The 13,605-nt window shown below is 48.8% G+C and carries 7 protein-coding genes; 6 read left to right on the top strand and 1 reads right to left on the bottom strand.

From position 1 onward, the window contains the following. Positions 1-11: 11 nt before the first annotated feature. The 4 genes from AB4Z45_RS15845 to AB4Z45_RS15830 all read left to right on the top strand — a co-directional run bounded on the left by AB4Z45_RS15845 (position 12) and on the right by AB4Z45_RS15830 (position 8,199). Positions 12-2,864: an FtsX-like permease family protein gene (locus AB4Z45_RS15845; RefSeq protein WP_441910292.1), complete on the top strand. Its 2,853-nt coding sequence runs from the start codon at positions 12-14 to the stop codon at positions 2,862-2,864. 164 nt (positions 2,865-3,028) lie between these two features. Next, positions 3,029-4,741, top strand: a complete 1,713-nt coding sequence (locus AB4Z45_RS15840; protein WP_441910291.1) for an extracellular solute-binding protein — start codon at positions 3,029-3,031, stop codon at positions 4,739-4,741. Between the two features lie 85 nt (positions 4,742-4,826). Continuing rightward, a complete protein-coding gene (locus AB4Z45_RS15835) occupies positions 4,827-6,596 on the top strand; it encodes a sensor histidine kinase (RefSeq protein ID WP_441910290.1) in 1,770 nt (589 codons plus the stop codon). Further along, entirely contained in the window at positions 6,571-8,199 is a 1,629-nt protein-coding gene (locus AB4Z45_RS15830) for a response regulator transcription factor (RefSeq protein ID WP_441910289.1), read from the top strand. Before AB4Z45_RS15835 ends, AB4Z45_RS15830 begins: the two co-directional genes overlap by 26 nt. 275 nt (positions 8,200-8,474) lie before the next feature. Here AB4Z45_RS15830 and AB4Z45_RS15825 read toward each other — a convergent pair whose 3' ends face one another. After that, the gene (locus AB4Z45_RS15825; protein WP_441910288.1) at positions 8,475-9,617 is read right to left on the bottom strand and encodes a glycosyl hydrolase family 8; all 1,143 of its coding nucleotides are present in this window, start codon (positions 9,615-9,617) and stop codon (positions 8,475-8,477) included. 122 nt (positions 9,618-9,739) lie between these two features. Here AB4Z45_RS15825 and AB4Z45_RS15820 point away from each other — a divergent pair, with 122 nt between their 5' ends. After that, positions 9,740-11,311 carry a response regulator transcription factor gene (locus tag AB4Z45_RS15820; protein ID WP_441910287.1) on the top strand — a complete coding sequence of 524 codons (1,572 nt, stop codon included), beginning with the start codon at positions 9,740-9,742 and terminating at the stop codon, positions 11,309-11,311. Between the two features lie 630 nt (positions 11,312-11,941). Beyond that, the gene (locus tag AB4Z45_RS15815) at positions 11,942-13,477 is read left to right on the top strand and encodes a glycoside hydrolase family 43 protein (protein ID WP_441910389.1); all 1,536 of its coding nucleotides are present in this window, start codon (positions 11,942-11,944) and stop codon (positions 13,475-13,477) included. The last annotated feature ends 128 nt before the right edge of the window (positions 13,478-13,605 follow it).

The raw sequence follows: 13,605 nt of genomic DNA, 5'->3' as shown, positions 1-13,605 counted from the left end.
GGGGTGTAGATATGGCATTATTGACGATGATTCTCCGCAAGATGGTGAATAATAAGTGGCTGCAGCTGAACTTATGGTTCGGTCTGACTGTATGCGTGGCTCTATTCTGCTCGATGCCCCTTTATTCTGATGCCATCCTGCAGCGGACGTTGCTGAGGGAGCTCCAGCAGCTTCAAGAGAGGGAAGCCGTATTTCCTGGATATGTAGGGATTAGTACGACCGTCTCCTCCAAGACGACGGACGAGAAGACGAGAAGCCAGATCGCCGAGGCCGATCAATTCGTACAATCGATACCCGAGCGGTTGGGAATGGAAGCAAGAGCGTTCTACCAACAAAGATTTACATCAAAAATGAAAATATACGGGGCGGACGCGTCGGAGCAAGAGAAGAAAGTGCTGAATGCGACAGGCGGCTTTAGGACGCTGACGGACATGGAACATCGGGTTCTTCTTATTGAGGGACGGATGCCCGTCGATCGAACGGACGGCGTCTACGAGGCGCTCGTTACAGAACGCTTCTTGCTGTCGACGAAGAGGGAGCTCGGAGAGGAACTGATCGCCGAAGTGATGACAGGGGATCGTGCACGCTTCCGTGTAATCCCTGTTGGACTTATTGTAACCGATCCGAATGCGGAGCCATATTTGCCTTTTGTTGCAGAAGAGGTCGTTGACGGATTCATGATTCCATTTGAGACGTTCGAGCGCGAGTTTGTACAAGGAGGTAAAGCGGCAATCGCTTTCCTTGAATGGCGTTATGCTATGGAATATGAGCAGTTGAACGTTGAGTTTATCGATCAGCTCGTTAAGGCGGATACCGAGATTAGACGTTTTTTCCAAGGTTATATCGGCATTGCCGAGGTCGAAATTCCGGCAACGCCGACAGCGGCATCATATCATGCGACGGAGAATCAACTGGCCTTTATGATGTTGGCGTTGTATACGCCCGTCATGCTAATGCTCTCCTTCTATTTATATATGGTTGCAAACCTGATTATTAATCAGCAGAAGACGGAGATATCCGTGCTGCGCAGCCGAGGAGCAAGCCGTACGCAGCTGATGACGGCTTATACCGTAGAAGGCTTGCTTCTTGGCCTCAGTGCACTTGCGATCGGACCGTTTCTTGGCGTGAAATTTACACAATTGCTGGGCGCTTCCAGCGGCTTTCTGGAGTTCGTCCAGCGTTCGGCGCTTGAGATCAGCTTGAGCAGCAAGTCTTACAAGATTGGAGCGGTTGCCGTTGGTGCGGCGCTTCTGCTGATCCTGATTCCGGCATTTATGGCTACTCGCGTCAGCATCGTTAGCCACAAGCAGAAGATGGCTCGAGGAGCTAAGCTCTCGTTCTGGTACAAGAGCGGAATTGATATTATTTTGGTCGGATTGGCCATCTATTTACTGATTAACTTCAATAAACGAATGGACGATTTGCAGCGGCTTGCGCTCGATGCCAATGCCTTGCAGGTTGATCCTCTGCTGTTCTTCATGCCCGCAATGTTCACGCTTGGCGGGGGGCTATTGGCGCTTCGCGTCTATCCATGGTTCATTCGGTTCTTATATTGGGCTGGTCGCAGATGGTGGCCGCCGTCGCTTTACCATTCGCTTGTGCAGATCAGTCGCTCATCCGGCCAATATTTGACGATCAAGGTGTTTCTAATTATGACTGTAGCGACAGGGTTGTTCAGTGCCAATGCAGCGCGGACAATTAACGATAATATGGAAAGTAAAATTCAATATGCTATTGGCGCGGATATCACGGTGAAGGCCAAGTGGGAAACCTACGAGTCCGATTCCGGAGGTCAAGCAAGTCTGGCACCGAATTCGAAGCAAATTAAGTACATTGAGCCGCCCATCCAGCCGATGAGAGAGCTGGATGGCGTGGAATCGGCAGCCAAAGTGTTCAGGAAGGAAGACGCGTTTTTCGTAGAAACGAAAAACAAGAGCTCAGGCGTTATGACGGTAATCGGCATCGACACGTTGGATTACGGCAAGACGGTCTGGATGAAAGACGGATTGCTTGATTCTCACATTAACAACTATCTTAATCTTATTGCGCCAGACCCGATGGCGGTGCTCGTCTCTCGTTCCATTGCTGAGGAGCACGGCGTAAAGCCGGGCGATAATATTCGGGTTTATTGGCAGGGACAATCCCAAGCCCTGTTCACTGTATATGGCATTATCGACTATTGGCCGACATGGAATCCTCTGCCTTCCGAAAGGTCGTTCGGAGACATGAAGACGGAGAAACCTCATCTGATCGTTGGACATCTGGGTACAATTCAGAATCGAATTGGATTCGAGCCATACGAGGTATGGTATAAGCTGAAGGCCGGCATTTCCAGCTCGCATATCTACGATCAGCTTGCGGAGAAAGGAATTCCGCTTGTGAGTGTCCGTGACGCAAAGCAGGAATTGATACAGTCCGAAAACGCTCCGCTGCGGATGGCAATGAACGGCGTTATGACGCTTGGTTTTGCCGTTGCAATGCTCATCTGCTTCTTCGGCTTCTTGATCTTCTGGGTACTGACCTTATCCGGACGCACGCTTCAATACGGAGTGCTGCAGGCAATGGGCATTCCGTTCTACCAGGTATTCGGCATGCTTGTCAGCGAGCAGGCGCTCACCTCGGGAGCCGCAATCATTATCGGCGTCTATATCGGCAACTTGACGAGCGATCTATACGTTCCGCTGTTCGAAATGTCTTTCGCAACAACGGAGCAAGTGCCGCCGTTCCAAATCGTGCGCAAGCTTGGCGATTATGTGCAGCTCTATGGCATCGTTGGGCTCACGATTGGCATCGGCTTGTCGATTCTCGTCTACCGGTTGTCGCGTACGCGAATTAGCCAAGCGCTAAAGCTGGGAGAGGAATAATAGGCCTACATGAAAACACGCCAGAACCGGCGTGTTTTTTGCATGCTATCGGCAATCGGCATTTGAATTGCGACTCGTTTTTTCATCAAGTAAAGATTGGATAACATTATAAAGGATTGGCTCTTGCTTTTTTGGTGATTAATCATGGAGAATAATAAACATGCATGATTAATTCGTTGTCGAGAAATGGGGTTGTCATCTTGAGGAGGCGAATTTGGAATAAGGCTGCGCTCATGCTCGCCGTATTCATGTTTATGCAGACGCTTACGGCGTGCGAAAATAATGAAGTGGCAGAAAAGCCGGATACCGAAGGTATGGAACAATCGATGTATACGGATTTAGGCTTAACTAAATATAATCCTCCGATCGAAATTTCACTCGTACGGGAAATAGACGAAGATTTTACTGATTTGATTGCCAATTTTCCGGGGGAGACACTCGATAACAATCGGTGGAGCCAGCTCTACGAGGATGTGCTTGGCATTCGGGTTAAGTACGAATGGACGGCCAAAAGGGATCTCTATCAACAAAAATTAGGATCTGCGCTAGCATCTGGCAATATACCCGATATCGTCAGAGTGAATGCGCAGCAGTTGCGGCAATTGGCAAACGAAGGACTCATGCAGGATTTAACCAGCGTGTACGAGCAGTATGCAGCGCCGTTCACTAAGGATGTGCTGAACCAGGAAGGGACGGGGCCGTTTGAGGCGGCAACGATTGACGGGAAGCTGATGGCGATACCAGAAACGTCGGCATCGATCGAAGGCGCCCAATACTTATGGATACGGACCGATTGGCTGAAGCGGCTCGATTTAAAGCCGCCAGAGACGATGAATGACTTGCTCGCAATTTCGAAAGCGTTTACAGAAGACGATCCCGATGGAAACGGCAAAAACGACACGTACGGGCTGGCGCTCACGCAATATTTGTGGGATCCCGTTATGGGGGCTTTGGATTTTATGGCCGGTTACGGCGCTTACCCAAACATTTGGCTGGAGAATGATATGGGCAAGCTTATGAATGGAGCCGTACAGCCGGAAGTGAAAAAGGCGCTAGCCGTTCTTCAGCAGATGTACCGCGATGGACAAATTGATCCGGAATTTGCGTTGAAGGACGGCCGCAAAGAGAAGGCGATGATCTCGGAAGGGAAAATCGGCATGATGTTCGGAGAGCAATGGGGTTCATTCTTGGTTCAAGCGAGCTACGAGAAGGATGCCGATGCGGACTGGCAGCCATTCCCTATTGTGTCGGATAACGGCGAGAAGCCCAAAGTACCGCTTCGCTTTGCGACTACGCAGTTTCTAGCCGTCAAAAAAGGGGTAGAGCACCCCGAAGCGATCGTGAAAATGATCAATTTGCATCTAGAGAAAAATTGGGGCGTTACAGCGGAATACGAAACCTACTACAGCACTCCGTATCCAGCATGGCAGCTCTCGCCTTTTACTCCCGCGCCATTGCTCAAAAACTACGAGGCTTTTCTCCAGCTGGATGAATTCCGAACCACGGGAGACGAAGCGGTGCTGCATGATGAGGCTAAAGCGATCAAAAAAAATATCGATGCGTATTTGACTAAAAACAACGTGACCGGCTGGGGGTGGGAACGAACTTACGGGCCCAAGGGGGCGTTCTCCATCTTCAGGGATTATGAAAAAAACAATCAGCTGCTCTACGAGAAGTTCGTCGGCGTTCCGACGCAAGCGATTATCGAGAAGCAATCCATATTAGACGATTTGAAGCATAAAACATATATGAACATTATTCTTGGACGGCCTATCGAGGAGTTTGACCGTTTCGTTGAAGAATGGCATCGATTAGGCGGATCGCAGATGACGGCTGAGGTAAACGAGTGGTTTACCAAGAAAGACGGTACATCCTAGATAAGAAGTAGGTTCTCTCATGGCGTTCCTTTAGTATTCCTTGTTCCCTCCATAGATAAAGCTGCTTGCGAGGAGTTGTGTAAGATTGATTAAGATACCCGTCAATTCCATGCGCCATGCTTTGTTTTTAAGGCTTGTTATCATGCATCTCGTCGTCATTTTGCCTATTATCTTACTTGGCGTTTATTTATATAACTGGAGCTACACCAACGCGAGCGAGGACATTTCCAGAAACACCTTGGCGCAGCTGTCATCGTATCTTGAGGACATGAACCGCGAGGTGGAATGGCTGGAGGTTCAGCAATTCGATATGCTGCAGGAAGGAGAGCTTACGAAAGTCGCGGTAACATGGGATATGATGGACAGCGTCGAGAAGAAGGAGAGCATGGACTACTTGGTTCATCGGCTGACCTCCATTAAGAACAGCAGCGCTTATATGAAGGATATATACGTTCATATCCCCTCCATCGGCAAAACGCTCTCATTCGGCAATGCCGTTCACGATCTCGAGCAAGGAAGGTATGACCAAATCCGTGCCGTGTCGGAACGAAACGGGGCGAAGCGTCTCATCAGGCAGGGAGATTCACTTCATCTAAGCGCCTCCAAGTTCGGGGGAAGGAAGGGGGAAGAGCCGCTCTACATCGTGCAGATCGAGCTCGATACGGCGAAGCTGAAGGAATCGTTAAATCAAATGAGCGTTTATGCTGAGAGCGGTTCTTTCCTGATCGCCGATGAGGTGGATTTTATGCTGCTTGGCAACGACAAATCTAGCATTATTTTGAATGAATATTTGCAAACAACCCGCCTTTCGAAAGAAAGTACCCTGCTATTGAAAGTAAATGGACAAACATATCATGTCGACAAAGCCAATTCGCCGGAATTAGGGCTTTCTGTCGTTACGTATTTGCCGGAGGAGACGGTCAAGAGACCGCTTAATAAGTTTAATTTATGGGCTTGGCTGTTCACGGGTACGTCGATTCTCGCTATAGTTGTTTATTCCCTCTCGACATACAGGCTCGTTCATCGGCCGCTGCTGCTGCTTGTTCAGAGCTTCCGCAGAATGGAAGGCGGTACGCTGGATATTCAGATCGATCACGAGAAGAAGGACGAATTCGGTTATTTATATGATCGTTTTAATCAGATGCTGAACAAATTGCAGACGCTGATCGATCAGGATTTTAAGCAGAAGCTGATGATGCAGAAGGCTGAACTGAAGCAGCTGCAGTCACAGATTAACCCGCATTTCCTGTACAATAGCTTCTTTATCCTTAATTCGCTTGCCAAAACGGGCGATACGGATCGTATTGAGCTTTTTACAAATATGCTGGGCGAATATTTCAGATTCATTACGCGCAACGGGGAGGATAATGTTTACCTTTCGGAGGAAATCAAGCATGCAAGGATGTATACCGAGATCCAGAAGCTTAGGTTTTCTAGACGCATAAGCGTACAGTTCGACGAGCTGCCGAAGGAAATGGAGCGCATACGTGTACCAAGGCTTATCGTTCAGCCGATTATCGAGAACGCGTATGAACATAGTCTTGAGAAAATGTCGGAGGAGGGCTTTCTGCGCATCTTCTTTGTACGGAATGAGCAGGAATCCATGATTGTCGTCGAAGACAACGGAAGCCGGATCGACGACGCTCTAATCGACGCTTTGAACGGTCAAATGGCAAATAACGGGGAAGCGCATGAAATGACAGGGATCATTAATATCCACCGTCGGATTATACTGACCTATGGCGAAGGCAGCGGCTTGTTTCTATCAAGAAGTGAGTTAGGTGGCTTGCGAGTCGAAATACGCATAAATTCAAAGGAGGCGGATGGGGATGCACCGGCTGCTAATCGTCGATGACGAGGAAATTATAACCGACGGACTTTATGAGGTGTTGAGCAAGCTCATTCCGGATCAATTGGACGTTTGCAAGGCGTATTCGGCTAAGGAAGCTTTGGAATGGATGTCGCGAACGCGCATCGATATTGTAATGACTGATATCGCCATGCCGGGCAAGAACGGATTGGAGTTGTCGGAAGAAATATTGACGTATTGGCCGAGATGCAAGGTCATTTTTCTTACGGGACATAGCGAATTCGATTTTGCTTACCGGGCATTTCAAATGCCGGATGTCCGTTATTTGCTGAAGACAGAAGGGTATGCGAAAGTGACGGAAGCCGTCCGGGGCGCCTTGCTCGATATTCAGCGAAGCACGGTCGAGAACATGTTGCTTGAGCAATCACGTGAGCAGAAGTATGCATACGAGTTCATGGCGCAAGGTGATTATATGAGGCAACTGCTGCATGAGAGCGATTCGCTCTGTTCGGAGCAGAAGGAGCTCATGGAGGAATTCGGCCATTTGAATATCGGACTGGACCCAACGAAAACTGTCATGCTCGTGCTTGCTAGGTTGTCGTACCCGTCCGGCATGACGTATACGGAGAGGAGCAAGCTGCTTGCTTCGGCCAGGACGATATGGGATTCCTTGCTGAAGGACCATGTGAAGAGCATCGGAATTGTCGATCGGCATGGTGACCTTATGTGGTTCATACAGCCTGGAAGTGAAAGCGGTGGGAAACCAGCCGTCGACTTTGCATGTTATATCGAGGGGGTACTCGAGCTTATCCAAGAAGCCTGCCTCTCCTCTCTTAAACTGGAAATCACGTTGACAATAAGCGGAGCAAGCTGCGATTGGACGGCCATCACCCAGCAATATGAGAGACTGCGCCGACTGCAGCAGCTTAGGATCGGAACCGGCATTGGCATGATTCTAAGGGATCATGACGAGAATATGGACGGATTTTCGGGGAAAGAAGCATTCGTACCGAGCCGTAAAGTAGAAATTATGGCTGCACATTTGGAGGCTGGCCGTGCGGAAGAGTTTTATTCTGATTGGGAGCAATTGTCGAGAGTGGCGCTGCTTCACAACGAGCAAGCGCAGCGATCCATCGAAGCTTATTATTCGGTTGCTCTGATACTCTACTCGTGCTTGAACAAGCTGGGGTTGCAAAGCCGCCTTGATGATCACGGGAAGCTGATGCGACTGGACTGCCATGCCTCGATGAAGGAGGGGTTCGAGTATTTGAAGCAAACCGCGGAAGCGATTTTCCGATATAAGCAGAGCGATGAGCGGGACAGAACCTCGCAAGTTATTGACCGAATCTGCCAGTACATCGACGACCATCTGAGGGAGGACCTTTCTTTGGTAAGGCTTGCGGAAATCCACTACTTCAATCCATCCTATCTGTCGCGTTTCTTCAAGCAGGAACGAGGCATTAATCTATCTGAATATATCGACACCTGCAGAGCAAGAAAAGCGAAGGAACTGCTGCATGACAACGATTTGAAGGTAAGAGAGGTTGCCGTATCAGTCGGGTATGAAGCCGCTCATTCGTTCACGCGTTTCTTCAAGAAGGTGACGGGCATGACGCCCCAAGAGTATCGCGATTCACTCAACGTATAATAGATGAATTCCAATGAACAAGGCGAAAGGATAAGGTTTCTCTTATCCTTTCGCCTTGTTTATTGTTTCTGCGCGCAGCCGGTTGTTGCAGTACTGCAATTTGAAGGGTAAAAACATAGGGTTCGTCAGGTTGTGGATGTATCTTGAAGACGATAAATTGATGTAACGAGAGGCCGAGCGGTGCCGCGGATCGCAATCGAAGTCTTATATTTCTCGGAATGAATCGAGCCACGCCGCCAAATGACGGCGACAGCCGTTTCACCTTGTGAAATTGTTTAATAAATACGGTAGTTGCCGCTTAATGCCAGCAGACTGAAGAAATACAGGCAATTATCGTAATAGCGCCGATCGCCGGTACGGAGGGGCGTGTCCCAGAACAAGCGGACAAAATAGGCGGCATCGGGTCCGTCCGCAGCGAGAGATGCCATTGCATTCGTGGCGAGAAGGCCGATCGGATGCAGCGCCAGTTCCTCAAATGGTTTGCCTTCGATAGTATAGCGACGATAGTCGGAAACATCGATGTTGCGGAAGAACGCCTGGATGCGATTACTTTGATTGATTTGCCATGGGTCCTTGCGGAACCATTCATAGTCAAGTCCGATATTCGCCGCTACGCGGTAAGCGTCACTGAAGAAATGCCGAAAGTCGCCGTGCCGCTGAGGTACCGCAGGTGTTCCGTCATAGTTAGCGTATTCGGGGGAGAGTCCCGTTTCCGGATGGCAGGCGGCATGCAGGTAAGCGCGACTCGCTTCAGCGGCATCTCTCCAGAACGGCCTGTCCTGTTCATCGGCATGAATCGCGAACAATTCATAGAAGTGCGGAAGATGATAGGAGGGATCGCTAAACGGCGATTCAGGTATGAATTTAATCAGCTTCGTTGCTGGATCCCACATCGGGTCGCCTTCGCCGTTCTCTCCCTGATGGATGCATGCGCGCAGAATTGTTTTGGCTTGCTCGGAATAATCAAACGGCACTGGCCCGTTACCCCAGCGGTTCGAGGCGAAAATTAAGGCCATGGCGAAAAATTCTTCCCCGTCGGGTGCTGGACCTTGAGAAATACGAGAGCCGTCCGGCTTGCAGTGCCACGCGAAGTAATGCTTGTAACGCCCGTCCTTATGCTGCATGAACGTCTTCGCATAGTTCCATAGCCTGTCGAATTCATCTTTTTTGTTCATTTGCACCGCCATCATCATGCCGTAAGACATGCCTTCTGAGCGTACATCCAGATTGCCGGTATCTAGAAGATACCCTTTGTCGTCGCCCAAAGGGTAATAGATGCGCATTTCAGAGCTGCCATAGAACAGTTCGTTCCAAGCCTGCTCCAGCTTGCTTTCGATTTCCTGAAAGGAATACCCAAGTTCCTTGAATAGATTTCTGTAGCTGCCTGTATGGAAAGCACCTTGGTTTGAGTCTGACATTGTCGCAACCTCCACATTACATTTTTTTGAACCTATCATAACATGGTCGATGCTTAAGGAATTATAGCGTTTACTTTAAAAAATATAGCACTTTTCAATTTTCGAAGAGAGAGGGCTGCCTCATGCATAGCGTTATTATTGTCGACGACGAACTATTTTTCCGCAAAGACTTTATAGGAATGATAGATTGGGAGGGCAACGGTTATCAAGTGATCGGTGAAGCGGCTAATGGCAAGGACGCGCTTGCCATGATTAGAGATAAAAAACCCGATCTTGTCATCACTGATATCCGAATGCCCGTACTCGACGGTCTTGCCTTAATCCAAGCTGCGGAGGAGGAGAAGCTCGATACCGAGTTCGTTATTATAAGCAGGCATACCGATTTCTGTTATGCGCAGCAGGCCGTTCGTTTGGGCGTATTGGATTATGTGCTTAAGCCTATCGAAGAAGATGACTTTGTTTGTGCACTTGTGAAGCTGCACGACAAGCTGGAGAAGAAAAAACAGCTTCAAGTGCGTAAACGCATGCTGAACAACCAGAAGCAGATCGAAACATTGATCAGGGGAGAATCGACGGGGACGGCGAAAGAGGAAAGCATAGTGCTGGAAATGGCGATCGGATCAGAGGCGTTTACATACACGTTAATTGAGCTGAATAACGTTCATCCTTGGAGCGGAAGGAAGCTTCCGTTAGAGGAGAAAATTCGGGCAGACATTCGGGATGCGATACAGCAAATCGTCCCAAGGGCGTCAGAGCCGTTTATATACGAGCACGGAAGAACCTATGGGTTGATCGTTCCCTCCATGTATCTTGCTGGCGTTGGAGGAAGCATAAAGACGTTTATGGAGCTTTTATTAATGCGGCTCGAACATCGCTATGGGCTTCCGTATCGCGCATACGCGGGAACAACGGTCAAGCAATTGGATAAGATCAAGGAATCGTATGCAAGCGCCAAGAAAGCAGTAACTAGCAAGTATTACAGAAGCGCCGAGTGTTTCATTGCATATAGCGAAGTGAAAGAAACAACATTGGTTTACGGACAATTTGACGACGACCTATATCGGAAGTTGGTAGAGGCAGTAGAGGAGAATGATTCATATGAAATCAAACTGGTCGTTAATCGGATATTTTCTGAATTTCGCGAGAAACGTTTCTCGCCCGAGGCGATTCAAACAAGCATCGTACATTGCGTGCTATTGATTAGTATATCGATTAGAAGCATGGAAGGTGATGAAACCGAGCTGACGTCCTTTGAGCCAATTATAAATTGGTATGATTATAATGTCACGTTAGACGAGATCAAACGGCTGCTTAACGCTTTCGTTTTCGAAGCAAGCGATTTGATCAACATGCTATACAGAACCTACGGGAAGGGGAGAATTCACAAAATCAAAACGTACATTGACCAAAATTACAGCAAAAATATTAGTTTGAAAATCATTGCTGGTCAATTCTATTTGAATCCGGCTTATTTAGGACAGCTCTTCAAAAAAAAATACGGTGTGTACTTTAATGAATATCTGCAGCAGGTGAGAATTACAGAAGCGAAAAAATTGTTGAGGATTAAGGACTTGCGCATATACGAGGTGGCAGAGCGTGTCGGGTTTAACAATTCCGATTATTTCATCACTCAATTCGATAAGCTGGAGCAAATGTCACCTTCCGAATATCGAAACAAATGGAACCTGCAATAGTTTTTTGACCAAGGGATGTTAGTTGGCAGTGCTGCTTGAATTGCGATTTTGCATTCTGATCGGATTCATCTGCATAACAACTAGAAATTGACGGGTAATGACTGAGAACTTGGCGGGTTGTTCCTTGCCGAGGTTAACCTTACTATGTTCAATAATAGGGAAAGAGGTGAAAGCTTTTTGACAAGCAAGAAGCGCTTTGGACTCATTGCCGCCCTTGCAGTGACCGCCACAGCGATATTCCTTCTCAGCCAATTGCAGGCTAACCGGAATGAATCGGAGCAGCGGCCTGATGTGAAGCTGTCGGCTTATCTGAAGGAAGAGACGGTAGAGCTTAGCAAGAAAAGGGATAGCACATATGAAGTGGATTTACTCATGGATGATTTCCCGATCGGGGCTGAGGTTGTACAAATTCGCGCCTTGCTTCACATTCCGGTTGCATTCGAAGTCGGTTCGATCGTTCTGAACCTCAATAATGTTTCGGCGGCAAATGTCGCCTTAAAGCCTTCCGATGAAGGATTGGAGCTTTGGATCAGCAATGACGACGGTTCCAAGGTTTCATTCACGAATCTTGACGGCAGCAAAGCGCTGGCTATGATTACATTAAAACAAAAGCGGGAGTTGATTGTGAAAATGAAAGATGAATTGAAGGTAAGCAGTCTGGAAATCTTGGAATCCAATCATAATAACACGGCATATGACGTTAACCAGGCAACCTCGAAGCTGAGCTATGAGCCGCCTGCCAGCGCGGTCGGGAAGCTTCCGCAGAACGGCAATCCTCTCGTATCCCATAAATTCGGCGCAGATCCTTATGCTCTCGTATTTAATGGCCGTGTTTATATTTACAATACCTACGACGTACTAGAATACGACTCCGCTGGAGAGGTGAAGGATAACTCTTACGGATCAATCAAGCGGCTGTCGATCGTTTCCTCCTCGGACTTAATGAACTGGACGGATCATGGTTTCGTAGTTGCCGCTGGTCTAGACGGGGAGGCGAAGTGGGCGACGCAATCCTGGGCGCCGGCAGCGGCGCATAAGGTAATTGACGGCAAGGATAAGTTCTTCCTTTACTTCGCGAATAACGCCAGTGGCATTGGCGTGCTGACGAGCGACAGCCCGACGGGACCTTGGATCGATCCGATCGGCAAGCCGTTAATTTCGAGATCGGCGCCGGCCGCAGAAGGCGTGACATGGCTGTTCGATCCGGCCGTGCTGGTCGATGATGACGGCAAGGGCTACATCTACTTCGGCGGTGGTATCCCAGAGGGCAAAGAGGAGAAGCCGGATACGGCTCGCGTTATGCAGCTAGGTGACGACATGATCAGCGTCGTCGGCGAAGCCGCTGTCATTCCAGCGCCATTTATGTTCGAGGATGCCGGGATCAATAAAGCAGGAGGCACTTATTATTACACGTACTGCTCGAATTTCTATGACGGTATTCGTCCAGAAGGGAGTCCGCCTGCAGGGGAAATCGCTTACATGACAAGCGATCATCCTATGGGGCCATGGACATACCAAGGGACCATTCTGAAAAATCCCGGCCACTTCTTCGGCGTGGGCGGCAATAATCACCATGCGATGTTCCAATTCCAGGACGAATGGTACATTGCGTATCATGCGCAGACATTATCAAAGGCGATGGGTGTACCGAAAGGCTATCGATCGACGCATTTGAACAAAGTGAGCTTCGGCGCGGACGGCTCGATTCTAGAAATTGAAGCGGATTTGAAAGGCGTACCGCAGCTCGATAAGCTTAACCCGTTCGTGCGAGTGGAGGCGGGAACGCTTGCTTGGAGCGCAGGCATTGATGCGTTGCCTCATAAGATGGACGATAACGGAACGACGGTAGAAGAGGTTGCAATCGGAGCTATTCACAACGGCGATTGGACAGCTGTGTCAGGCGTGGACTTCGGCGCCGGCGCCTCTACGTTTTCGGCGTTCATAGCAGGCGGAAGCGAGGCTGCCGTCATAGAGCTTCGTTTGGACAGTCCGGATGGCGATTTGATAGGTACGCTTGCTGTTCCACAGGCAGACGGATCGGCAGGCTGGACAGAAATAAATACGGTGGTTGAAGGCGCCGTAGGCATTCACGATCTGTATTTTGTGTTCAAAGGCAAAGCCGATACGGATTTGTTCACGTTTCGCGCATGGCAGTTTTCTAAATAATTGAATTGAACAGAAAAAGACTTGCAGCCTCTTCGCTGCGAGTCTTTTCTTTGATGTAAAGCAGAGGTTTTGTTGTTAGTGGAGTTCCTATATTGGTTGAACTAAAGAAATACAGTTTAAGCGCAGCG

The organism is Paenibacillus sp. MCAF9, assembly GCF_052114265.1.
In the GTDB taxonomy this organism is placed as follows: Bacteria; Bacillota; Bacilli; order Paenibacillales; family Paenibacillaceae; genus Pristimantibacillus.
The sequence above is the reverse complement of the archived record's forward strand: the minus strand, read 5'-3'. Positions and strand labels throughout refer to the sequence as shown.